This is a genomic window from Clostridium sp. CM036 (genome assembly GCF_055081135.1).
Window position 1 is genome coordinate 2632501 of the sequence record NZ_CM143652.1, and the last position, 26474, is coordinate 2658974.

The following is a 26474-nucleotide window of genomic DNA, read 5'->3' on the forward strand; positions in this document are numbered from 1 at the left end:
CAAATTCAGGAACCATTCTACCTCTAGTAAAACTACCTAAACTACCACCTTGCGCTGATGATGGACATTTAGAATATTTTTTAGCGGCTTCCTCAAAAGACATTCCATTAGTTATTTCCACTTTAATTTCTTGCATTTGCTCTAGGGTATCTACTAATATATGTTTAGCTGATGCAGTCTCGCCACTTTTAAACATTTGACTGTTATCTTTATAGTACTTTTGGATCTCTTCCTCTGTTATATCTAAATCAGCCATTATATTTTTGACGCCTGCTTGTATTAAAACATCTTTTTCTATCAACTTCATTTGTTCTATATAGTCTGCATCTTTCTCCATATCATTATCAAGAGCATAATTATATATTAATTCAAAATTTATCATTTGATCTAAAAATTGTTTTTTACCTTCTTCTGTTTTGTAGTGCTCTTGCGTTTCCTGTGGAAATCTTAATAATGATCTTTTTATATCTTTTTCAGTTATTTTACTTCCATTTACTATAGCTAAAACTTTATTCTCCATAATTACTCTCCTTTAAAATTATTATAATTATATATCTTCATTATCATGATACCATAAAAATAATGAAAAAACACAATCAATAAAATGTTATTTAAAAATAAAAAAAGCACTTCATAAAGAAGTACTTTTTTGGTGGCTTACCGGGGAATCGAACCCCGGACACCATGATTAAAAGTCATGTGCTCTACCAACTGAGCTAGTAAACCATGTTTACCTGGCGACAACCTACTCTTCCACAAGGTCACCCCTGCAGTACCATCGGCGCATTGAAGCTTAACCTTCGTGTTCGGTATGGGAACGGGTGTTACCTTCATGCCATAATCACCAGATTGAGAATATAAATATTCTCTGAAAATTGCACAGTGAATTAGTCTTCTTCCTTACGTCCGAAGCTTCGCGTTATTTCTAATTATTTAGGTCAAGCCCTCGACTTATTAGTATTAGTCAGCTGAACATGTTACCATGCTTACACCTCTAACCTATCAACCTGGTGGTCTTCCAGGAGTCTTACTAACATCGCACTTACGTGCGAGTTATGGGAAATCTCATCTCAGGGTGGGCTTCACGCTTAGATGCTTTCAGCGTTTATCCCTTCCAAACATAGCTACCCAGCGATGCCACTGGCGTGACAACTGGTGCACCAGAGGTTTGTCCATCCCGGTCCTCTCGTACTAAGGACAGCTCCCTTCAAATTTCCTACGCCCGCGACGGATAGGGACCGAACTGTCTCACGACGTTCTGAACCCAGCTCGCGTGCCGCTTTAATGGGCGAACAGCCCAACCCTTGGGACCTACTTCAGCCCCAGGATGCGACGAGCCGACATCGAGGTGCCAAACCTCCCCGTCGATGTGGACTCTTGGGGGAGATCAGCCTGTTATCCCCGAGGTAGCTTTTATCCGTTGAGCGATGGCCCTCCCACGAGGTACCACCGGATCACTAAGCCCGACTTTCGTCCCTGCTCCACTTGTAAGTGTCGCAGTCAGGCTCCCTTCTGCCTTTGCACTCTTCGCGCGATTTCCAACCGCGCTGAGGGAACCTTTGGGCGCCTCCGTTACTTTTTTGGAGGCGACCGCCCCAGTCAAACTGCCCACCTAACAATGTCCTGTGACCAGATTCATGGCCTCCAGTTAGAACCTCAGTACTGTCAGGGTGGTATCCCAAGGATGACTCCACACAGGCTGACGCCCATGTTTCTCAGTCTCCCACCTATCCTGTACAGACAATACCGAAATTCAATGCTAAGCTACAGTAAAGCTCTACGGGGTCTTTCCGTCCAATCGCGGGTAGCAAGCATCTTCACTTGCACTACAATTTCGCCGGATGTGTTGTTGAGACAGTGCCCAAATCATTACGCCATTCGTGCGGGTCGGAACTTACCCGACAAGGAATTTCGCTACCTTAGGACCGTTATAGTTACGGCCGCCGTTTACTGGGGCTTAAGTTCATACCTTCGCTTGCGCTAAGTAATCCCCTTAACCTTCCAGCACCGGGCAGGCGTCAGCCCCTATACATCAGCTTTCGCTTTAGCAGAGACCTGTGTTTTTGCTAAACAGTTGCTTGGGCCTATTCTCTGCGACCTACTTACGTAGGCACCCCTTCTCCCGAAGTTACGGGGTCAATTTGCCGAGTTCCTTAACAACAATTCTTCCGATGGTCTTAGGATTCTCTCCTCACCTACCTGTGTCGGTTTGCGGTACGGGCACCAATATCCTCGATAGAGACTTTTCTTGGCAGCGTGGAATCAGATACTTCGGGAATAAATTCCCTTCCCCATCACATCTCAGCGTTAAGAGCAAACGGATTTGCCTGCTTGCTCCGCCTAAATGCTTAGACACACATCCAATAGTGTGCACATCTTATCCTCCTGCGTCATCCCATTTCTAATAACGTCCATTGGTGGTATCGGAATATCAACCGATTGTCCATCACCTACGCCTTTCGGCCTCGGCTTAGGTCCCGACTAACCCTGAGAGGACGAGCCTTCCTCAGGAAACCTTAGGTTTTCGACCGTTAAGATTCTCACTTAACTCTCGCTACTCATGCCAACATTCTCACTTCTGTACCGTCCACCACTCCTTACGGTATGACTTCAGCCAGTACAGAAAGCTCCTCTACCGCGTACACAATTGTGTACACCCATAGCTTCGGTGGTAAGTTTTAGCCCCGGACATCTTCGGCGCAGGATCTCTTGACTAGTGAGCTATTACGCACTCTTTAAATGAGTGGCTGCTTCTGAGCCAACATCCTAGTTGTCTTAGAAATCCCACATCCTTTTCCACTTAACTTACACTTTGGGACCTTAGCTGATGGTCTGGGCTGTTTCCCTTTTGACTACGGATCTTATCATTCGCAGTCTGACTGCCGAAATAAAAGTATATGGCATTCGGAGTTTGATAGGGTTCAGTAACTGTTGTCAGCCCCTAGCCCATTCAGTGCTCTACCTCCATTACTCAATTAATCGACGCTAGCCCTAAAGCTATTTCGAGGAGAACCAGCTATCTCCGAGTTCGATTGGAATTTCTCCGCTATCCACAGCTCATCCCATGGTTTTTCAACACCAACGTGGTTCGGACCTCCACGGAATTTTACTTCCGCTTCATCCTGGCCATGGATAGGTCACCCGGTTTCGGGTCTACGACATGCAACTATGCGCCCTATTCAGACTTGGTTTCCCTTCGGCTCCGTACCTTAAGTACTTAACCTTGCTACATATCGTAACTCGTTGGCTCGTTCTACAAAAAGCACGCCGTCACACATATAAAGTGCTTCGACCGGTTGTAGGCACACGGTTTCAGGTTCTATTTCACTCCCCTTCCGGGGTTCTTTTCACCTTTCCCTCACGGTACTTCTTCACTATCGGTCACTAGGTAGTATTTAGCCTTGGGAGGTGGTCCTCCCAGCTTCCCACAAGGTTTCACGTGTCTCGTGGTACTCTGGATTAGATCTGACTGTTTTTCCTTTTCATTTACAGGCCTATTACCTTCTGCGGAGCAGCTTTCCAGCTATCTTCAATTAAGGAATTGCAGTATTTATGATCTATCCTCAACCCCCAGATCAAAGACCTGGGTTTGGGCTCTTTCCCTTTCGCTCGCCGCTACTTAGGAAATCGATGTTTCTTTCTCTTCCTCCGGGTACTTAGATGTTTCAGTTCCCCGGGTCTACCTCTGCATACCTATTTATTCAGTATGCAGTACATAGTTGTTACTATGTGGGTTCCCCCATTCGGAAATCTTTGGATCACAGGCTATTTGCGCCTACCCAAAGCTTATCGCAGCTTAACGCGTCCTTCTTCGGCTCCTAGTGCCAAGGCATTCGCCATGCGCCCTTTGTAGCTTGACCTTGATTCTGTCTATTTACATAGACGGTTATATTAATTTTGCGAAATTGTATTAAATCAATTTATAAACTACTTGCGTAGTTTTAATTTTTTTAAAACAACTTTTTTCACTGTGCAATTTTCAAAGAACATTTTAAGAAAAACTATTCATTATCTAACTCCTAAGAGTTAGATAAAATTAGTCTCTCAAAATTAAACAGAGAACTAGGTACGATTAATTACAATAGATATTTTTGAAGAACAAATTAATATTCTTCTATTGCATCGACCGAAGTCAATACATCTACTCCCTAGAAAGGAGGTGATCCAGCCGCAGGTTCTCCTACGGCTACCTTGTTACGACTTCACCCCAATCATCAATCCCACCTTCGGCCGCTGGCTCCTTACGGTTACCTCACGGACTTCGGGTGTTACCAACTCTCATGGTGTGACGGGCGGTGTGTACAAGGCCCGGGAACGTATTCACCGCGACATGCTGATTCGCGATTACTAGCAACTCCGGCTTCATGTAGGCGAGTTGCAGCCTACAATCCGAACTGGGATGAGTTTTTGAGTTTGGCTCCACCTTGCGGTCTTGCATCTCTTTGTACTCACCATTGTAGCACGTGTGTAGCCCTAGACATAAGGGGCATGATGATTTGACGTCATCCCCACCTTCCTCCCGGTTAACCCGGGCAGTCTCACTAGAGTGCTCAACTTAATGGTAGCAACTAATGATAAGGGTTGCGCTCGTTGCGGGACTTAACCCAACATCTCACGACACGAGCTGACGACAACCATGCACCACCTGTCACCCTGTCCCGAAGGACTTCGCCCATCTCTGGGTTATGCAGGGGATGTCAAGTCTAGGTAAGGTTCTTCGCGTTGCTTCGAATTAAACCACATGCTCCGCTGCTTGTGCGGGCCCCCGTCAATTCCTTTGAGTTTTAATCTTGCGATCGTACTCCCCAGGCGGAATACTTAATGTGTTAACGGCGGCACCGAGGTTCGACCCCCGACACCTAGTATTCATCGTTTACGGCGTGGACTACCAGGGTATCTAATCCTGTTTGCTCCCCACGCTTTCATGCCTCAGCGTCAGTTACAGTCCAGTAAGTCGCCTTCGCCACTGGTGTTCTTCCTAATCTCTACGCATTTCACCGCTACACTAGGAATTCCACTTACCTCTCCTGCACTCTAGACACCCAGTTTCAAATGCAGCACCCAAGTTAAGCTCGGGTATTTCACATCTGACTTAAATGTCCGCCTACGCATCCTTTACGCCCAGTAAATCCGGACAACGCTTGCCACCTACGTATTACCGCGGCTGCTGGCACGTAGTTAGCCGTGGCTTCCTCCTCTGGTACCGTCATTATCGTCCCAGAAGACAGAACTTTACAACCCGAAGGCCTTCATCATTCACGCGGCGTTGCTGCGTCAGGGTTTCCCCCATTGCGCAATATTCCCCACTGCTGCCTCCCGTAGGAGTCTGGACCGTGTCTCAGTTCCAATGTGGCCGATCACCCTCTCAGGTCGGCTACGCATCGTCGCCTTGGTGAGCCGTTACCTCACCAACTAGCTAATGCGCCGCGGGTCCATCTCAAAGTGGAATTTTCCGAAGAAAAATCCTTTGATGTTTCGATCATGCGACCAAAACATATTATGCGGTATTAATCTCCCTTTCGGGAGGCTATTCCCCTCTTTGAGGCAGGTTACCCACGTGTTACTCACCCGTCCGCCGCTAATCCACCCCGAAAGGTTTCATCGCTCGACTTGCATGTGTTAGGCACGCCGCCAGCGTTCGTCCTGAGCCAGGATCAAACTCTCAATTTAAAAGTTTACACTTTTTTAGTTGAAATGATTAATCTGCGACAACTGTTAAGTTGTTACGCAAGCTCATTACATACTTTTAGTCTTACGACTAAATTTTACTTTATACTAAAGTAATTAACTGGTTTAGCGAAATATTATTTCGCTATCTTTACCTATTTCTCTGTTTAATTTTCAAAGACCAATTTACTTTGTCATCATGTGACGACTTCTACTATATTACTAGGTATTTCTTGTTTTGTCAACAACTTTTTAAAACTTATTTTCATTTGAAAACATATTAAATAGTTATCAACACTTAGTTTATCGTGCACTCGTTTGTGACGACAAGGAGTATTCTATCATATAAATAAGAGCATAATTTCACAACATAGGTACTCTAGCTAGATTATATTCATATTTCTACATATAAGTCTAAATAATTCAATATTCCGCATCCTGATACACATGGGTAAGTATCATTTATACTAATGTTCTAGATACTCTGTTTAATATTATAAGACCTTTGTACAGCTTACCAAAATTCGTCGCTACTAATAGTCATGTTAATATATTTACATGATTCTTCATAATAACTATTCCACTTATAAAAGTAAATAGCTCCTCAATCAATACTCCAAGTATTCCAACTTTACCAAAACAAGTAAGGCCATTTCGACTTCATTAGACTATTAAAATTTTAGTGTTAATTTTAATAGTTAATTATTTCTAACCAATCGAGAGGGATCTAAGTAATTAATTTATTTAGATCCCTCTTCTGTATTAATAAAAATCCCATTTATCATTTCTCCACTTTCTAGATACTTTCGTATCAGAGACATTACTCTACTATCTTTAATATCTTTCGATAGCATCCTTATTAACTTATCATGATTTATCGTATCAAAGTGTTTAGAGATGTCGACATCTACTGCCCATGTATATCCAGCATTAATATGTCCCCTACAATTCTCTATCTAGAGTTTTGCTGCCGACTTCCTCCAGATTCCACCTCACGGTGGACACCCTTGTCTTAATCTAACGGTTGGTACCATTCCCCCGCATCGGACTTTCACCGACAAGTAAGCGCCAATTTCAGGCACACAATCGAGTAGGAGCTAAATAATTAATTTATTTAGCGACCTCTCACACCACCGTGCATACCGTTCGGTACACGGCGGTTCAATAGAAATTAATGTTTTAATAAATATGTCTCAGATATAGAAACTAATCCTATATTTTTAAGGTATTTATTGGTCAATGTTTTGTTTAATATAGGGCTATTGGATGTTCTCCAATAGCCTTTCCTTGTATTTGCATATTGCAAAGCTTTATTGTTTGGTATTCCTAATTTAACAAGGTTCCCATATTTTGTTTTAATCTTTTTCCATTGTTTCCAAAAACACATTCTAATTCTTCGCCTTAACCATTCATCAAGTGTTTTAAGAATACTTTTAATGTCTGCAATAGCAAAATAATTTATCCATCCAACTATCACTTGCTTAAGTTTCATAAACCTATATTTCATGCTCATCGCATTACTTCTTGAAGTTAATTCTTTTAGCTTTGCTTTGAATTTGATTATAGGTTTTTGAGGAACTCTCATTCTGTATTCACCTTTTGCTCGGTAAAATGAAAATCCTAAAAATTTAAGTTTCCAAGGTCTATCTACTGTACTCTTTTCTTTATTCACTCTAAGCTTTAACTTTTCCTCAATAAATCTCGTAATACTCTTCATTACTCTATTTGCTGATTTCTCACTTTTGACGTATATATTCGCATCATCAGCATATCTACAAAAGTTTAGTCCTCGTTTTGTTAGTTCTACATCGAGTTCATGTAACATTACGTTACTTAATAATGGGGACAAAGGCCCGCCTTGAGGTGCTCCTTCTTCTGTATTCATAAATACCCCATTTATCATCACTCCACTTTGTAGATACTTTCGTATCAGAGAAATTACTCTACTATCTTTAATATCTTCCGATAGTATCCTTATTAATTTATCATGATTTATCGTATCAAAGTATTTAGAAAGGTCTATATTCACCGTCCATGTATGTCCAGCATTAATATATCCCCTACATTTTTCAACAGCTTGTTTTCCACTTCTTAAAGGTCTAAAACCGTAACTATTATCAGAAAATTTCTTTTCATATATTGGTATTAGAGTTTGTGATATCGCTTGTTGAATAACTCTATCTAATACAGTAGGTATTCCAAGTAGCCTAATTCCACCGTCAGGTTTTGGTATTTCTACCCTTCTTACGGCTAGAGGTCTATATCTACTTTCTAATAATGATTGCCTTAATTCTTGTCCATGCTCTTTTAGATAATGTAGAAGTTCATCTACTGTCAAACCATCAATCCCATGACTTCCTTTATTGGCTTTTACTCTTTTATATGCTTTATTCATATTATCTCTCGATAATATCTGCTCGAGTAAACCATTATCATATTCATTCACATCGTTTCTTCCTTCTTCTGACATAGAGGAAATACTATGCACTTCTACATTACCTTCGAGTTCCACTCTATTCTCTCGTAGAGAGCCTTCTTTATGAAGTTGTCTGCTTTTATCATATTTTCTCGTATCCTTCAAAATTCCAAAACCTCCTATTGTTCAGTCCTTCCCACGCTAACGCGTTTTGCATGGTACTATGACGTCTGCTGACTTCTGATAGTTCAGCCATACATCACTGTATGGGTTGTTATTTCTAAATTCATATCCACAACTTACCTATCAGATCTCCCCGGGTAAGAACGCAATCTTTCACTCCATCTATCTGCTACATTTACACCACTTGTTTCGAATAGTTTTGGGCTTCGTTTTGTATTGCAAACTTACCCACAAGCATATGCCTTATATGTAGTTTCTGTTCGTCAGACCGGAGTTTGGCCGCCAACTTCCTTCAGATTCCATCTCACGATGGACACCCTTGTCTTAAGCTATGCACTTGGCACTATTAACCCGTGCTAGGGACTTTCACCCATTAGATTGCGCCCATGCCGGGCGCACAATAAAAACCGCTAAGTATAACTGAGGCCACTGAAAAACTATATGAAAAATCGTCATCTAATTAAAGATGGCGATTTTTTTATATAAAAGACTAAAAAACAAAAAGGAATTTTAAAAGATATGTCGAATTAGTATAGTAGAATAAAATAAAAGGGGCTAAACTATTATGCTAAAAGGACAATTGGAAATAAAAATAAATACATACCATAGCTTATATTCGTTAATTATTCCGAAAGATAACATTTTAAAGCAAATTAATGACCTTGTTGACTTTTCATTTGTTTATGACGAATTGATGATTAACTATAGTTCATCTATGGGTAGAGGTGCTATTAACCCCATAATGCTATTTAAATATTTACTTTTGAAAGTAATATATGAATTGTCTGATGAAGATGTTGTTGAAAGAACTCTTTATGACATGTCCTTTAAATATTTTCTAAATTTAGCCCCAGAAGAAACAAATTTAATAAACTCAAGTACACTAACTAAATTTAGAAAGCTTCGCCTTAAAGACATGAATTTATTGGATTTATTAATAAACAAGACTGTAGAACTTGCTATAAAAGAGGGAGTTTTAAAAAGTAAAGCAATAATAGTTGATGCTACGCATACCAAGTCACGTTATAACCAAAAGTCAGCAAGCGAGGAATTATTGAAACGTGCAAAAAACTTAAGAAAAACATTGTACGGAGTACATCCTGGTATTAAAGAAGAGTTACCTAATAAAGTTACAACTGGAGTACTTGAAGATATTCTTGAGTACTGCAAATTATTAATTGATACCATAAACGAGAAGCCAGAAACTGCAGCAAATCCAGCTGTGAAAACTAAATTAAACTACTTAATGGAAGCTATTAATGATGACTTAGAAAATCTAAAAATATCAAAAGATGAGGATGCAAAAGTGGGGCATAAAACTGAGGATAGTTCTTTTTTTGGATATAAATCACACCTTGCTATGAGTGAAGAACGTTTAATTACAGCAGCTGTTATTACAACTGGCGAAAAAAGTGATGGAAAGGAGCTCATAACCTTAATAGAAAAAAGCCGTGAGGCTGGTATAGATGTAAATGAAGTAATTGGAGATACAGCTTATTCTGAAAAGAAAAACCTAGAATATACAAAAGAAAATAAAATTGCATTAATTTCAAGACTAAATCCTGTAATTTCACAAGGAATGCGAAAAAAAGAAGATGAATTTGAGTTTAATAAAGATGCTGGTTTATTTGTATGTCCGGCAGGTCATATGGCTATTAAAAAAGCAAAACAGGGAAAGAAGAATGTTGGTAAAAATCAAGTGCTAACCTACTATTTTAATGTAGAAAAGTGTAAAAATTGTGTTCATAAAGATGGGTGTTATAAAGAAGGCGCTAAATCTAAAACTTATTCAGTTTCAATAAAGTCAAATACTCACAAAGATCAAATAGAGTTCGAAAAAAGTGAATATTTTAAAAAACGAGCTAGGGAACGTTATATGATAGAGGCTAAAAACAGTGAACTTAAGCACCAACATAGCTATGATGTAGCAATATCGTCAGGCTTAATTAGCATGCAAATGCAAGGTGCATTATCAATCTTCACTGTGAATCTAAAGAGAATAATTAAGTTGAAAAGCATGAAATAGGGCTTTTAAAACTTAATTATAAAATAAAAAGCATGAGATATCCCAAATATGGATATCTCATGCTTTTTCTATTCAAGCTTGAAAACTCTACTAAATAAAGAGTGCTTTTTTCAGCGGCCTCGTATAACTTAGCGGTTTTTTCTTACCTGGCGACAACCTACTCTTCCACAAGGTCACCCCTGCAGTACCATCGGCGCATTGAAGCTTAACCTTCGTGTTCGGTATGGGAACGGGTGTTACCTTCATGCCATAATCACCAGATTGAGAATATAAATATTCTCTGAAAATTGCACAGTGAATTAGTCTTTTCGCTCACGCTCAAAGCCTCGCTTCTTTCTTACGAAAGAAGTATATCGCATTACTTTTAATTATATATTTAGGTCAAGCCCTCGACTTATTAGTATTAGTCAGCTGAACATGTTACCATGCTTACACCTCTAACCTATCAACCTGGTGGTCTTCCAGGAGTCTTACTAACATCGCACTTACGTGCGAGTTATGGGAAATCTCATCTCAGGGTGGGCTTCACGCTTAGATGCTTTCAGCGTTTATCCCTTCCAAACATAGCTACCCAGCGATGCCACTGGCGTGACAACTGGTGCACCAGAGGTTTGTCCATCCCGGTCCTCTCGTACTAAGGACAGCTCCCTTCAAATTTCCTACGCCCGCGACGGATAGGGACCGAACTGTCTCACGACGTTCTGAACCCAGCTCGCGTGCCGCTTTAATGGGCGAACAGCCCAACCCTTGGGACCTACTTCAGCCCCAGGATGCGACGAGCCGACATCGAGGTGCCAAACCTCCCCGTCGATGTGGACTCTTGGGGGAGATCAGCCTGTTATCCCCGAGGTAGCTTTTATCCGTTGAGCGATGGCCCTCCCACGAGGTACCACCGGATCACTAAGCCCGACTTTCGTCCCTGCTCCACTTGTAAGTGTCGCAGTCAGGCTCCCTTCTGCCTTTGCACTCTTCGCGCGATTTCCAACCGCGCTGAGGGAACCTTTGGGCGCCTCCGTTACTTTTTTGGAGGCGACCGCCCCAGTCAAACTGCCCACCTAACAATGTCCTGTGACCAGATTCATGGCCTCCAGTTAGAACCTCAGTACTGTCAGGGTGGTATCCCAAGGATGACTCCACACAGGCTGACGCCCATGTTTCTCAGTCTCCCACCTATCCTGTACAGACAATACCGAAATTCAATGCTAAGCTACAGTAAAGCTCTACGGGGTCTTTCCGTCCAATCGCGGGTAGCAAGCATCTTCACTTGCACTACAATTTCGCCGGATGTGTTGTTGAGACAGTGCCCAAATCATTACGCCATTCGTGCGGGTCGGAACTTACCCGACAAGGAATTTCGCTACCTTAGGACCGTTATAGTTACGGCCGCCGTTTACTGGGGCTTAAGTTCATACCTTCGCTTGCGCTAAGTAATCCCCTTAACCTTCCAGCACCGGGCAGGCGTCAGCCCCTATACATCAGCTTTCGCTTTAGCAGAGACCTGTGTTTTTGCTAAACAGTTGCTTGGGCCTATTCTCTGCGACCTACTTACGTAGGCACCCCTTCTCCCGAAGTTACGGGGTCAATTTGCCGAGTTCCTTAACAACAATTCTTCCGATGGTCTTAGGATTCTCTCCTCACCTACCTGTGTCGGTTTGCGGTACGGGCACCAATATCCTCGATAGAGACTTTTCTTGGCAGCGTGGAATCAGATACTTCGGGAATAAATTCCCTTCCCCATCACATCTCAGCGTTAAGAGCAAACGGATTTGCCTGCTTGCTCCGCCTAAATGCTTAGACACACATCCAATAGTGTGCACATCTTATCCTCCTGCGTCATCCCATTTCTAATAACGTCCATTGGTGGTATCGGAATATCAACCGATTGTCCATCACCTACGCCTTTCGGCCTCGGCTTAGGTCCCGACTAACCCTGAGAGGACGAGCCTTCCTCAGGAAACCTTAGGTTTTCGACCGTTAAGATTCTCACTTAACTCTCGCTACTCATGCCAACATTCTCACTTCTGTACCGTCCACCACTCCTTACGGTATGACTTCAGCCAGTACAGAAAGCTCCTCTACCGCGTACACAATTGTGTACACCCATAGCTTCGGTGGTAAGTTTTAGCCCCGGACATCTTCGGCGCAGGATCTCTTGACTAGTGAGCTATTACGCACTCTTTAAATGAGTGGCTGCTTCTGAGCCAACATCCTAGTTGTCTTAGAAATCCCACATCCTTTTCCACTTAACTTACACTTTGGGACCTTAGCTGATGGTCTGGGCTGTTTCCCTTTTGACTACGGATCTTATCATTCGCAGTCTGACTGCCGAAATAAAAGTATATGGCATTCGGAGTTTGATAGGGTTCAGTAACTGTTGTCAGCCCCTAGCCCATTCAGTGCTCTACCTCCATTACTCAATTAATCGACGCTAGCCCTAAAGCTATTTCGAGGAGAACCAGCTATCTCCGAGTTCGATTGGAATTTCTCCGCTATCCACAGCTCATCCCATGGTTTTTCAACACCAACGTGGTTCGGACCTCCACGGAATTTTACTTCCGCTTCATCCTGGCCATGGATAGGTCACCCGGTTTCGGGTCTACGACATGCAACTATGCGCCCTATTCAGACTTGGTTTCCCTTCGGCTCCGTACCTTAAGTACTTAACCTTGCTACATATCGTAACTCGTTGGCTCGTTCTACAAAAAGCACGCCGTCACACATATAAAGTGCTTCGACCGGTTGTAGGCACACGGTTTCAGGTTCTATTTCACTCCCCTTCCGGGGTTCTTTTCACCTTTCCCTCACGGTACTTCTTCACTATCGGTCACTAGGTAGTATTTAGCCTTGGGAGGTGGTCCTCCCAGCTTCCCACAAGGTTTCACGTGTCTCGTGGTACTCTGGATTAGATCTGACTGTTTTTCCTTTTCATTTACAGGCCTATTACCTTCTGCGGAGCAGCTTTCCAGCTATCTTCAATTAAGGAATTGCAGTATTTATGATCTATCCTCAACCCCCAGATCAAAGACCTGGGTTTGGGCTCTTTCCCTTTCGCTCGCCGCTACTTAGGAAATCGATGTTTCTTTCTCTTCCTCCGGGTACTTAGATGTTTCAGTTCCCCGGGTCTACCTCTGCATACCTATTTATTCAGTATGCAGTACATAGTTGTTACTATGTGGGTTCCCCCATTCGGAAATCTTTGGATCACAGGCTATTTGCGCCTACCCAAAGCTTATCGCAGCTTAACGCGTCCTTCTTCGGCTCCTAGTGCCAAGGCATTCGCCATGCGCCCTTTGTAGCTTGACCTTGATTCTGTCTATTTACATAGACGGTTATATTAATTTTGCGAAATTGTATTAAATCAATTTATAAACTACTTGCGTAGTTTTAATTTTTTTAAAACAACTTTTTTCACTGTGCAATTTTCAAAGAACATTTTAAGAAAAACTATTCATTATCTAACTCCTAAGAGTTAGATAAAATTAGTCTCTCAAAATTAAACAGAGAACTAGGTACGATTAATTACAATAGATATTTTTGAAGAACAAATTAATATTCTTCTATTGCATCGACCGAAGTCAATACATCTACTCCCTAGAAAGGAGGTGATCCAGCCGCAGGTTCTCCTACGGCTACCTTGTTACGACTTCACCCCAATCATCAATCCCACCTTCGGCCGCTGGCTCCTTACGGTTACCTCACGGACTTCGGGTGTTACCAACTCTCATGGTGTGACGGGCGGTGTGTACAAGGCCCGGGAACGTATTCACCGCGACATGCTGATTCGCGATTACTAGCAACTCCGGCTTCATGTAGGCGAGTTGCAGCCTACAATCCGAACTGGGATGAGTTTTTGAGTTTGGCTCCACCTTGCGGTCTTGCATCTCTTTGTACTCACCATTGTAGCACGTGTGTAGCCCTAGACATAAGGGGCATGATGATTTGACGTCATCCCCACCTTCCTCCCGGTTAACCCGGGCAGTCTCACTAGAGTGCTCAACTTAATGGTAGCAACTAATGATAAGGGTTGCGCTCGTTGCGGGACTTAACCCAACATCTCACGACACGAGCTGACGACAACCATGCACCACCTGTCACCCTGTCCCGAAGGACTTCGCCCATCTCTGGGTTATGCAGGGGATGTCAAGTCTAGGTAAGGTTCTTCGCGTTGCTTCGAATTAAACCACATGCTCCGCTGCTTGTGCGGGCCCCCGTCAATTCCTTTGAGTTTTAATCTTGCGATCGTACTCCCCAGGCGGAATACTTAATGTGTTAACGGCGGCACCGAGGTTCGACCCCCGACACCTAGTATTCATCGTTTACGGCGTGGACTACCAGGGTATCTAATCCTGTTTGCTCCCCACGCTTTCATGCCTCAGCGTCAGTTACAGTCCAGTAAGTCGCCTTCGCCACTGGTGTTCTTCCTAATCTCTACGCATTTCACCGCTACACTAGGAATTCCACTTACCTCTCCTGCACTCTAGACACCCAGTTTCAAATGCAGCACCCAAGTTAAGCTCGGGTATTTCACATCTGACTTAAATGTCCGCCTACGCATCCTTTACGCCCAGTAAATCCGGACAACGCTTGCCACCTACGTATTACCGCGGCTGCTGGCACGTAGTTAGCCGTGGCTTCCTCCTCTGGTACCGTCATTATCGTCCCAGAAGACAGAACTTTACAACCCGAAGGCCTTCATCATTCACGCGGCGTTGCTGCGTCAGGGTTTCCCCCATTGCGCAATATTCCCCACTGCTGCCTCCCGTAGGAGTCTGGACCGTGTCTCAGTTCCAATGTGGCCGATCACCCTCTCAGGTCGGCTACGCATCGTCGCCTTGGTGAGCCGTTACCTCACCAACTAGCTAATGCGCCGCGGGTCCATCTCAAAGTGGAATTTTCCGAAGAAAAATCCTTTGATGTTTCGATCATGCGACCAAAACATATTATGCGGTATTAATCTCCCTTTCGGGAGGCTATTCCCCTCTTTGAGGCAGGTTACCCACGTGTTACTCACCCGTCCGCCGCTAATCCACCCCGAAAGGTTTCATCGCTCGACTTGCATGTGTTAGGCACGCCGCCAGCGTTCGTCCTGAGCCAGGATCAAACTCTCAATTTAAAAGTTTACACTTTTTTAGTTGAAATGATTAATCTGCGACAACTGTTAAGTTGTTACGCAAGCTCATTACATACTTTTAGTCTTACGACTAAATTTTACTTTATACTAAAGTAATTAACTGGTTTAACGAAATATTATTTCGCTATCTTTACCTATTTCTCTGTTTAATTTTCAAAGACCAATTTGCTTTGTCATCATGTGACGACTTCTACTATATTACTAGGTATTTCTTGTTTTGTCAACAACTTTTTAAAACTTATTTTCATTTGAAAACATATTAAATAGTTATCAACACTTAGTTTATCGTGCACTCGTTTGTGACGACAAGGAGTATTCTATCATATAAATAAGAGCATAATTTCACAACATAGGTACTCTAGCTAGATTATATTCATATTTCTACATATAAGTCTAAATAATTCAATATTCCGCATCCTGATACACATGGGTAAGTATCATTTATACTAATGTTCTAGATACTCTGTTTAATATTATAAGACCTTTGTACAGCTTACCAAAATTCGTCGCTACTAATAGTCATGTTAATATATTTACATGATTCTTCATAATAACTATTCCACTTATAAAAGTAAATAGCTCCTCAATCAATACTCCAAGTATTCCAACTTTACCAAAACAAGTAAGGCCATTTCGACTTCATTAGACTATTAAAATTTTAGTGTTAATTTTAATAGTTAATTATTTCTAACCAATCGAGAGGGATCTAAGTAATTAATTTATTTAGATCCCTCTTCTGTATTAATAAAAATCCCATTTATCATTTCTCCACTTTCTAGATACTTTCGTATCAGAGACATTACTCTACTATCTTTAATATCTTTCGATAGCATCCTTATTAACTTATCATGATTTATCGTATCAAAGTGTTTAGAGATGTCGACATCTACTGCCCATGTATATCCAGCATTAATATGTCCCCTACAATTCTCTATCTAGAGTTTTGCTGCCGACTTCCTCCAGATTCCACCTCACGGTGGACACCCTTGTCTTAATCTAACGGTTGGTACCATTCCCCCGCATCGGACTTTCACCGACACGTAAGCGCCAATTTCAGGCGCACAATAAAAACCGCTAAGTATAACTGAGGCCACTGAAAAACTATATGAAAAATCGTCATCTAATTAAAGATGGCGATTTTTTTATATAAAAGACTAAAAAACAAAAAGGAATTTTAAAAGATATGTCGAATTAGTATAGTAGAATAAAATAAAAGGGGCTAAACTATTATGCTAAAAGGACAATTGGAAATAAAAATAAATACATACCATAGCTTATATTCGTTAATTATTCCGAAAGATAACATTTTAAAGCAAATTAATGACCTTGTTGACTTTTCATTTGTTTATGACGAATTGATGATTAACTATAGTTCATCTATGGGTAGAGGTGCTATTAACCCCATAATGCTATTTAAATATTTACTTTTGAAAGTAATATATGAATTGTCTGATGAAGATGTTGTTGAAAGAACTCTTTATGACATGTCCTTTAAATATTTTCTAAATTTAGCCCCAGAAGAAACAAATTTAATAAACTCAAGTACACTAACTAAATTTAGAAAGCTTCGCCTTAAAGACATGAATTTATTGGATTTATTAATAAACAAGACTGTAGAACTTGCTATAAAAGAGGGAGTTTTAAAAAGTAAAGCAATAATAGTTGATGCTACGCATACCAAGTCACGTTATAACCAAAAGTCAGCAAGCGAGGAATTATTGAAACGTGCAAAAAACTTAAGAAAAACATTGTACGGAGTACATCCTGGTATTAAAGAAGAGTTACCTAATAAAGTTACAACTGGAGTACTTGAAGATATTCTTGAGTACTGCAAATTATTAATTGATACCATAAACGAGAAGCCAGAAACTGCAGCAAATCCAGCTGTGAAAACTAAATTAAACTACTTAATGGAAGCTATTAATGATGACTTAGAAAATCTAAAAATATCAAAAGATGAGGATGCAAAAGTGGGGCATAAAACTGAGGATAGTTCTTTTTTTGGATATAAATCACACCTTGCTATGAGTGAAGAACGTTTAATTACAGCAGCTGTTATTACAACTGGCGAAAAAAGTGATGGAAAGGAGCTCATAACCTTAATAGAAAAAAGCCGTGAGGCTGGTATAGATGTAAATGAAGTAATTGGAGATACAGCTTATTCTGAAAAGAAAAACCTAGAATATACAAAAGAAAATAAAATTGCATTAATTTCAAGACTAAATCCTGTAATTTCACAAGGAATGCGAAAAAAAGAAGATGAATTTGAGTTTAATAAAGATGCTGGTTTATTTGTATGTCCGGCAGGTCATATGGCTATTAAAAAAGCAAAACAGGGAAAGAAGAATGTTGGTAAAAATCAAGTGCTAACCTACTATTTTAATGTAGAAAAGTGTAAAAATTGTGTTCATAAAGATGGGTGTTATAAAGAAGGCGCTAAATCTAAAACTTATTCAGTTTCAATAAAGTCAAATACTCACAAAGATCAAATAGAGTTCGAAAAAAGTGAATATTTTAAAAAACGAGCTAGGGAACGTTATATGATAGAGGCTAAAAACAGTGAACTTAAGCACCAACATAGCTATGATGTAGCAATATCGTCAGGCTTAATTAGCATGCAAATGCAAGGTGCATTATCAATCTTCACTGTGAATCTAAAGAGAATAATTAAGTTGAAAAGCATGAAATAGGGCTTTTAAAACTTAATTATAAAATAAAAAGCATGAGATATCCCAAATATGGATATCTCATGCTTTTTCTATTCAAGCTTGAAAACTCTACTAAATAAAGAGTGCTTTTTTCAGCGGCCTCGTATAACTTAGCGGTTTTTTCTTACCTGGCGACAACCTACTCTTCCACAAGGTCACCCCTGCAGTACCATCGGCGCATTGAAGCTTAACCTTCGTGTTCGGTATGGGAACGGGTGTTACCTTCATGCCATAATCACCAGATTGAGAATATAAATATTCTCTGAAAATTGCACAGTGAATTAGTCTTTTCGCTCACGCTCAAAGCCTCGCTTCTTTCTTACGAAAGAAGTATATCGCATTACTTTTAATTATATATTTAGGTCAAGCCCTCGACTTATTAGTATTAGTCAGCTGAACATGTTACCATGCTTACACCTCTAACCTATCAACCTGGTGGTCTTCCAGGAGTCTTACTAACATCGCACTTACGTGCGAGTTATGGGAAATCTCATCTCAGGGTGGGCTTCACGCTTAGATGCTTTCAGCGTTTATCCCTTCCAAACATAGCTACCCAGCGATGCCACTGGCGTGACAACTGGTGCACCAGAGGTTTGTCCATCCCGGTCCTCTCGTACTAAGGACAGCTCCCTTCAAATTTCCTACGCCCGCGACGGATAGGGACCGAACTGTCTCACGACGTTCTGAACCCAGCTCGCGTGCCGCTTTAATGGGCGAACAGCCCAACCCTTGGGACCTACTTCAGCCCCAGGATGCGACGAGCCGACATCGAGGTGCCAAACCTCCCCGTCGATGTGGACTCTTGGGGGAGATCAGCCTGTTATCCCCGAGGTAGCTTTTATCCGTTGAGCGATGGCCCTCCCACGAGGTACCACCGGATCACTAAGCCCGACTTTCGTCCCTGCTCCACTTGTAAGTGTCGCAGTCAGGCTCCCTTCTGCCTTTGCACTCTTCGCGCGATTTCCAACCGCGCTGAGGGAACCTTTGGGCGCCTCCGTTACTTTTTTGGAGGCGACCGCCCCAGTCAAACTGCCCACCTAACAATGTCCTGTGACCAGATTCATGGCCTCCAGTTAGAACCTCAGTACTGTCAGGGTGGTATCCCAAGGATGACTCCACACAGGCTGACGCCCATGTTTCTCAGTCTCCCACCTATCCTGTACAGACAATACCGAAATTCAATGCTAAGCTACAGTAAAGCTCTACGGGGTCTTTCCGTCCAATCGCGGGTAGCAAGCATCTTCACTTGCACTACAATTTCGCCGGATGTGTTGTTGAGACAGTGCCCAAATCATTACGCCATTCGTGCGGGTCGGAACTTACCCGACAAGGAATTTCGCTACCTTAGGACCGTTATAGTTACGGCCGCCGTTTACTGGGGCTTAAGTTCATACCTTCGCTTGCGCTAAGTAATCCCCTTAACCTTCCAGCACCGGGCAGGCGTCAGCCCCTATACATCAGCTTTCGCTTTAGCAGAGACCTGTGTTTTTGCTAAACAGTTGCTTGGGCCTATTCTCTGCGACCTACTTACGTAGGCACCCCTTCTCCCGAAGTTACGGGGTCAATTTGCCGAGTTCCTTAACAACAATTCTTCCGATGGTCTTAGGATTCTCTCCTCACCTACCTGTGTCGGTTTGCGGTACGGGCACCAATATCCTCGATAGAGACTTTTCTTGGCAGCGTGGAATCAGATACTTCGGGAATAAATTCCCTTCCCCATCACATCTCAGCGTTAAGAGCAAACGGATTTGCCTGCTTGCTCCGCCTAAATGCTTAGACACACATCCAATAGTGTGCACATCTTATCCTCCTGCGTCATCCCATTTCTAATAACGTCCATTGGTGGTATCGGAATATCAACCGATTGTCCATCACCTACGCCTTTCGGCCTCGGCTTAGGTCCCGACTAACCCTGAGAGGACGAGCCTTCCTCAGGAAACCTTAGGTTTTCGACCGTTAAGATTCTCACTTAACTCTCGCTACTCATGCCAACATTCTCACTTCTGTACCGTCCACCACTCCTTACGGTATGACTTCAGCCAGTACAGAAAGCTCCTCTACCGCGTACACAATTGTGTACACCCATAGCTTCGGTGGTAAGTTTTAGCCCCGGACATCTTCGGCGCAGGATCTCTTGACTAGTGAGCTATTACGCACTCTTTAAATGAGTGGCTGCTTCTGAGCCAACATCCTAGTTGTCTTAGAAATCCCACATCCTTTTCCACTTAACTTACACTTTGGGACCTTAGCTGATGGTCTGGGCTGTTTCCCTTTTGACTACGGATCTTATCATTCGCAGTCTGACTGCCGAAATAAAAGTATATGGCATTCGGAGTTTGATAGGGTTCAGTAACTGTTGTCAGCCCCTAGCCCATTCAGTGCTCTACCTCCATTACTCAATTAATCGACGCTAGCCCTAAAGCTATTTCGAGGAGAACCAGCTATCTCCGAGTTCGATTGGAATTTCTCCGCTATCCACAGCTCATCCCATGGTTTTTCAACACCAACGTGGTTCGGACCTCCACGGAATTTTACTTCCGCTTCATCCTGGCCATGGATAGGTCACCCGGTTTCGGGTCTACGACATGCAACTATGCGCCCTATTCAGACTTGGTTTCCCTTCGGCTCCGTACCTTAAGTACTTAACCTTGCTACATATCGTAACTCGTTGGCTCGTTCTACAAAAAGCACGCCGTCACACATATAAAGTGCTTCGACCGGTTGTAGGCACACGGTTTCAGGTTCTATTTCACTCCCCTTCCGGGGTTCTTTTCACCTTTCCCTCACGGTACTTCTTCACTATCGGTCACTAGGTAGTATTTAGCCTTGGGAGGTGGTCCTCCCAGCTTCCCACAAGGTTTCACGTGTCTCGTGGTACTCTGGATTAGATCTGACTGTTTTTCCTTTTCATTTACAGGCCTATTACCTTCTGCGGAGCAGCTTTCCAGCTATCTTCAATTAAGGAATTGCAGTATTTATGATCTATCCTCAACCCCCAGATCAAAGACCTGGGTTTGGGCTCTTTCCCTTTCGCTCGCCGCTACTTAGGAAATCGATGTTTCTTTCTCTTCCTCCGGGTACTTAGATGTTTCAGTTCCCCGGGTCTACCTCTGCATACCTATTTATTCAGTATGCAGTACATAGTTGTTACTATGTGGGTTCCCCCATTCGGAAATCTTTGGATCACAGGCTATTTGCGCCTACCCAAAGCTTATCGCAGCTTAACGCGTCCTTCTTCGGCTCCTAGTGCCAAGGCATTCGCCATGCGCCCTTTGTAGCTTGACCTTGATTCTGTCTATTTACATAGACGGTTATATTAATTTTGCGAAATTGTATTAAATCAATTTATAAACTACTTGCGTAGTTTTAATTTTTTTAAAACAACTTTTTTCACTGTGCAATTTTCAAAGAACATTTTAAGAAAAACTATTCATTATCTAACTCCTAAGAGTTAGATAAAATTAGTCTCTCAAAATTAAACAGAGAACTAGGTACGATTAATTACAATAGATATTTTTGAAGAACAAATTAATATTCTTCTATTGCATCGACCGAAGTCAATACATCTACTCCCTAGAAAGGAGGTGATCCAGCCGCAGGTTCTCCTACGGCTACCTTGTTACGACTTCACCCCAATCATCAATCCCACCTTCGGCCGCTGGCTCCTTACGGTTACCTCACGGACTTCGGGTGTTACCAACTCTCATGGTGTGACGGGCGGTGTGTACAAGGCCCGGGAACGTATTCACCGCGACATGCTGATTCGCGATTACTAGCAACTCCGGCTTCATGTAGGCGAGTTGCAGCCTACAATCCGAACTGGGATGAGTTTTTGAGTTTGGCTCCACCTTGCGGTCTTGCATCTCTTTGTACTCACCATTGTAGCACGTGTGTAGCCCTAGACATAAGGGGCATGATGATTTGACGTCATCCCCACCTTCCTCCCGGTTAACCCGGGCAGTCTCACTAGAGTGCTCAACTTAATGGTAGCAACTAATGATAAGGGTTGCGCTCGTTGCGGGACTTAACCCAACATCTCACGACACGAGCTGACGACAACCATGCACCACCTGTCACCCTGTCCCGAAGGACTTCGCCCATCTCTGGGTTATGCAGGGGATGTCAAGTCTAGGTAAGGTTCTTCGCGTTGCTTCGAATTAAACCACATGCTCCGCTGCTTGTGCGGGCCCCCGTCAATTCCTTTGAGTTTTAATCTTGCGATCGTACTCCCCAGGCGGAATACTTAATGTGTTAACGGCGGCACCGAGGTTCGACCCCCGACACCTAGTATTCATCGTTTACGGCGTGGACTACCAGGGTATCTAATCCTGTTTGCTCCCCACGCTTTCATGCCTCAGCGTCAGTTACAGTCCAGTAAGTCGCCTTCGCCACTGGTGTTCTTCCTAATCTCTACGCATTTCACCGCTACACTAGGAATTCCACTTACCTCTCCTGCACTCTAGACACCCAGTTTCAAATGCAGCACCCAAGTTAAGCTCGGGTATTTCACATCTGACTTAAATGTCCGCCTACGCATCCTTTACGCCCAGTAAATCCGGACAACGCTTGCCACCTACGTATTACCGCGGCTGCTGGCACGTAGTTAGCCGTGGCTTCCTCCTCTGGTACCGTCATTATCGTCCCAGAAGACAGAACTTTACAACCCGAAGGCCTTCATCATTCACGCGGCGTTGCTGCGTCAGGGTTTCCCCCATTGCGCAATATTCCCCACTGCTGCCTCCCGTAGGAGTCTGGACCGTGTCTCAGTTCCAATGTGGCCGATCACCCTCTCAGGTCGGCTACGCATCGTCGCCTTGGTGAGCCGTTACCTCACCAACTAGCTAATGCGCCGCGGGTCCATCTCAAAGTGGAATTTTCCGAAGAAAAATCCTTTGATGTTTCGATCATGCGACCAAAACATATTATGCGGTATTAATCTCCCTTTCGGGAGGCTATTCCCCTCTTTGAGGCAGGTTACCCACGTGTTACTCACCCGTCCGCCGCTAATCCACCCCGAAAGGTTTCATCGCTCGACTTGCATGTGTTAGGCACGCCGCCAGCGTTCGTCCTGAGCCAGGATCAAACTCTCAATTTAAAAGTTTACACTTTTTTAGTTGAAATGATTAATCTGCGACAACTGTTAAGTTGTTACGCAAGCTCATTACATACTTTTTAGTCTTACGACTAATTTTTACTTTATACTAAAGTAATTAACTGGTTTAACGAAATATTATTTCGCTATCTTTACCTATTTCTCTGTTTAATTTTCAAAGACCAATTTGTTGCTTGCCATCAACTGACGACTTTTACTATTATACTAGGTATTGTTTGTTTTGTCAACAACTTTTTAAACATTTTTAAATTGTATTTTTAAAGTGTTAAATGTTAATTTATCAATCTTCACCTTTATCGTTACTCATTCGCGACGACAAGGAGTATTCTATCATGTACACCTATTACACATTCACGCCAATTCGCTAAATATGGCAATTATACTCAATATCCTTCATTATACTACTAATTATCAAATCTTTTTCACACTGATACACTAGGATTAGTATACTTTGTTCTTATCTATAACGTCCTCAAATTACATTGTATTTAATCTTTTAATGCCATTAAGCCATATACAACAGCATCATTTTCATATTCAAATTAATATAGGCTAATCCCCCCTTTTCAATATCTACTCCCTGTTTTGGAATATCATTAGATCTAGATTAAATCTAGAATATAGATATAAGAATTTTATGGTTTGACTTTAGTTCAGCCGTCATTCCTCACCGGCTTATAATTTATTCTACATCTTATACCTATTATTATGTTTGTTTTAAAAATGGATTATTTAATTATACTTCATTTAAAAAAACTTCAGCCATATTTTTTTCACACTCAAAACCTAGTGCTTTTAATGAGTATTGTAATGCAAGTAAAGTATATGCTACTTTATCCTTTTTCGCATTTTCTCCCATATGTCCTATTCTTATTACTTTCCCCTGTAGATATCCGAATGAGCCAGCTATAAATACATTAAATTCGTCAACCATATGTTTTAATAGTTGTTTATCATTTATAGCCTCAGGTATTTCTATAACTGTTACCGTATTAGAATATCCCTCTTCAATATATAAATTAAGGCCTGCTTCCATTACAGCTTTTCTTGTAGCTTTACCAATAGAATTATGCCTAAAAATTATCTCTTCATCATCCAGTATATTATCGATAGCCTGTCTTAGTCCAACGATATCACTTATTGGTGGTGTATATGGAAACCATTTGTTTTCGTAGTAATCCTTCCATAGAAGTAAATTACAATAGTAAGAAGCTATTGGTTTTTTTCTCTGCTGCATTAATTTAAATGCATCTTCACTGATACTTAAAAAAGTGAGCCCTGCTGGAGCAGAAACGCATTTCTGTGAAGCACCTAATGCTATATCTATTTTCCATTCATCTACTCTTATATCTTCTCCACCCATAGCCGCTACACTATCTACCACCGTTAATATACCCTTTTTCTTTAATAAATTACATATTTTATCTATGTCATTTAAAACTCCTGAAGGCGTATCACAATGTACTACCGTAGCATATTTAAAGTCATGATCTTTTTCAAGAAATTTTTCAAGTTCTGTTATATCTATCTTACATTTCCTATTCCCTTTAAAAAAAACCGCTTCTCCACCGTACATCTTAACAAAATCAGCAAATCCTTCTCCAAATATTCCATTATCAATTACCAATACCCTATCATAATTTTCAGTAAGAGATGCACATGCAGCCTCAAGACTTAAAATCCCCTCACCACTTAATATTCTAACTTCGTTATTAGTTTTTAAGAACCGACCTATTTCCTCACAAGTTTCTTTGTAAAATTCATAAAACTGTAAATCTAAATCTGGATTAGTAGTAGCTAGAGTTCTGGCCATCCTGACGTTCTCTCTTACCTCCGTGGGTCCTGGAGTCATTATTTGAGACACTTTCATAATTTTCACTCCCTTAAACTATAATTTATATTCTTATATTAAAAATTATATCACTACATATGCTGTTTTCTTATTCATATCCTTAATTTAAATGTGAAATATCAGCCTCTAAAATAATTTCGATTTTCTCATCTTCAACTTCTAATACAGTTAAACATGTATCATACATAAATGGTTTATTCCAAAATCCATCAAGAGAATAATTCTTGATTATTGAATAGATCGCCTTTATTACAAGTGTATGTGATATTATTAAAATGTTTTCACCAATAGTATTACTCGCAATGTCATACAATACTTTTTTTACTCTATTAATCAATTGATCAAAGCCTTCGCCCTCTACAGGTTGATACAAATAAGGCTTATTCCAGAAATTAAACTGCTGCAAGGGATATAGTTCTTTTACTTTTTCTTGATCCATGCCTTCCCATATACCAAATCCCATTTCTTTTAAAGATTCAATTTTAATTATTTCTGTATCCTTATTTCCTCTAATGTACTTCGCTGTATCAACAGCCCTTCCCAGCGGGCTACAATAAATATAATCAAAATCTATATCTTTTAAACTTACGCCGAGCTTTTTAGCATTATCAATTCCCATTTCAGTTAAATTAGAATCCTTCCATCCCTGCATTCTGCCTTCTCTATTCCATTCTGTTTCCCCATGTCTTGTTATATATATTTTCATTTTAACCCACCCCCTTACTATAATAAGATAATACCAAATATCTAACAATTATTATATATTTTTGCTCTTTAAAATACCTTCTGCCCTTTTCAGAAACAATAAATCTCTTATTTGAATGAATTTACCAATGTAATTATCCGGTGTATCATTCTCAAGAATAAGTATAGCTTCATCTAATGCAACCCATTTTAATTGAAATCCATTATCTATTTCCTCATCTGTAAATGATGGTTGTTTAATACATCCTTTAACTTTAGAATAGAAGCAGTATGATATTTGCAGTAATTTTTGCATATTTTTATATTCTATTATTGTACCTACTTCACCTAAAATATCAATATTAACCCCAGCTTCTTCCTTAACCTCGCGATTTAAAGCAATATTTCGATCTTCGCCTGCTTCAATTCCTCCGCCCGGCAATTTGTGGTAGTTATTCTTTGATACATATAATAAAGCTATTTTCCGTGAATCATTTAATACTATCGATCTTGATGCTTTCCTGAGCTTATAACTAATACCTATATCCTCATAGTTGTAACCAATATCCTTTTCATATATCTCTTTTATTAATTCCATTTTATTTACCTGCCCTATTTCAATTTGGATTTATAAATGCACTATTAATATATGTTTTCTCTGTGATTTCTCATAACTATAAGATTATATTATTTA

The 26474-nt window shown here is 41.2% G+C and carries 7 protein-coding genes, 1 tRNA gene and 9 rRNA genes (1 of these 17 running past the window's edge); 2 read left to right on the forward strand and 15 right to left on the reverse strand.

Features of this window, described 5'->3' with window-relative positions:
- The 6 genes from ACWJKE_RS12325 to ltrA form a co-directional block, all read right to left on the reverse strand.
- On the reverse strand, nucleotides 1-520 hold the 5' portion of the coding sequence (locus tag ACWJKE_RS12325) for a peptidylprolyl isomerase (protein WP_165415055.1). The gene continues 224 nt to the left of window position 1, outside the view; the window shows 520 of its 744 coding nt (coding positions 1-520); its start codon is at nucleotides 518-520; the stop codon falls past the left edge of the window.
- A 130-nt stretch (nucleotides 521-650) separates the two neighbouring features.
- Nucleotides 651-726, reverse strand: a tRNA-Lys gene (locus ACWJKE_RS12330).
- A gap of 6 nt (nucleotides 727-732) precedes the next feature.
- Nucleotides 733-849 (reverse strand): 5S ribosomal RNA (rrf, locus tag ACWJKE_RS12335).
- Between the two features lie 85 nt (nucleotides 850-934).
- Nucleotides 935-3860, reverse strand: a 23S ribosomal RNA gene (locus ACWJKE_RS12340).
- A gap of 292 nt (nucleotides 3861-4152) precedes the next feature.
- Nucleotides 4153-5670, reverse strand: a 16S ribosomal RNA gene (locus ACWJKE_RS12345).
- The 16S, 23S and 5S rRNA genes sit together here with 1 tRNA gene alongside, the layout of an rRNA operon.
- Nucleotides 5671-6838: 1168 nt before the next feature.
- On the reverse strand, nucleotides 6839-8248 hold the full coding sequence (ltrA, locus tag ACWJKE_RS12350) for a group II intron reverse transcriptase/maturase (RefSeq protein WP_462952630.1): 1410 nt from the start codon (nucleotides 8246-8248) through the stop codon (nucleotides 6839-6841).
- Nucleotides 8249-8831: 583 nt separating this feature from the next.
- Between ltrA and ACWJKE_RS12355 the strand changes: the two genes are divergently transcribed.
- Nucleotides 8832-10292, forward strand: a complete 1461-nt coding sequence (locus ACWJKE_RS12355; protein WP_220287894.1) for an IS1182 family transposase — start codon at nucleotides 8832-8834, stop codon at nucleotides 10290-10292.
- A 144-nt stretch (nucleotides 10293-10436) separates the two neighbouring features.
- Here the strand turns inward: ACWJKE_RS12355 and rrf (ACWJKE_RS12360) are convergent.
- The 3 genes from rrf (ACWJKE_RS12360) to ACWJKE_RS12370 form a co-directional block, all read right to left on the reverse strand.
- Nucleotides 10437-10553, reverse strand: a 5S ribosomal RNA gene (rrf, locus tag ACWJKE_RS12360).
- Between the two features lie 116 nt (nucleotides 10554-10669).
- Nucleotides 10670-13595: ribosomal RNA gene (locus tag ACWJKE_RS12365) — 23S ribosomal RNA — on the reverse strand.
- 292 nt (nucleotides 13596-13887) lie between these two features.
- Nucleotides 13888-15405: ribosomal RNA gene (locus ACWJKE_RS12370) — 16S ribosomal RNA — on the reverse strand.
- Between the two features lie 1247 nt (nucleotides 15406-16652).
- Here ACWJKE_RS12370 and ACWJKE_RS12375 point away from each other — a divergent pair.
- A complete protein-coding gene (locus ACWJKE_RS12375) occupies nucleotides 16653-18113 on the forward strand; it encodes an IS1182 family transposase (protein ID WP_220287894.1) in 1461 nt (486 codons plus the stop codon).
- Between the two features lie 144 nt (nucleotides 18114-18257).
- Here ACWJKE_RS12375 and rrf (ACWJKE_RS12380) read toward each other — a convergent pair.
- The 6 genes from rrf (ACWJKE_RS12380) to ACWJKE_RS12405 form a co-directional block, all read right to left on the reverse strand.
- Nucleotides 18258-18374: ribosomal RNA gene (gene rrf, locus ACWJKE_RS12380) — 5S ribosomal RNA — on the reverse strand.
- Nucleotides 18375-18490: 116 nt separating this feature from the next.
- A 23S ribosomal RNA gene (locus tag ACWJKE_RS12385) occupies nucleotides 18491-21416 on the reverse strand.
- A 292-nt stretch (nucleotides 21417-21708) separates the two neighbouring features.
- A 16S ribosomal RNA gene (locus ACWJKE_RS12390) occupies nucleotides 21709-23226 on the reverse strand.
- A gap of 754 nt (nucleotides 23227-23980) precedes the next feature.
- Nucleotides 23981-25114 carry a pyridoxal-phosphate-dependent aminotransferase family protein gene (locus ACWJKE_RS12395; RefSeq protein WP_220287421.1) on the reverse strand — a complete coding sequence of 378 codons (1134 nt, stop codon included), beginning with the start codon at nucleotides 25112-25114 and terminating at the stop codon, nucleotides 23981-23983.
- An 82-nt stretch (nucleotides 25115-25196) separates the two neighbouring features.
- Nucleotides 25197-25802 carry a histidine phosphatase family protein gene (locus ACWJKE_RS12400; RefSeq protein ID WP_216304211.1) on the reverse strand — a complete coding sequence of 202 codons (606 nt, stop codon included), beginning with the start codon at nucleotides 25800-25802 and terminating at the stop codon, nucleotides 25197-25199.
- A gap of 51 nt (nucleotides 25803-25853) precedes the next feature.
- Entirely contained in the window at nucleotides 25854-26378 is a 525-nt protein-coding gene (locus ACWJKE_RS12405; RefSeq protein ID WP_220287422.1) for an NUDIX domain-containing protein, read from the reverse strand.
- Nucleotides 26379-26474: the final 96 nt, after the last annotated feature.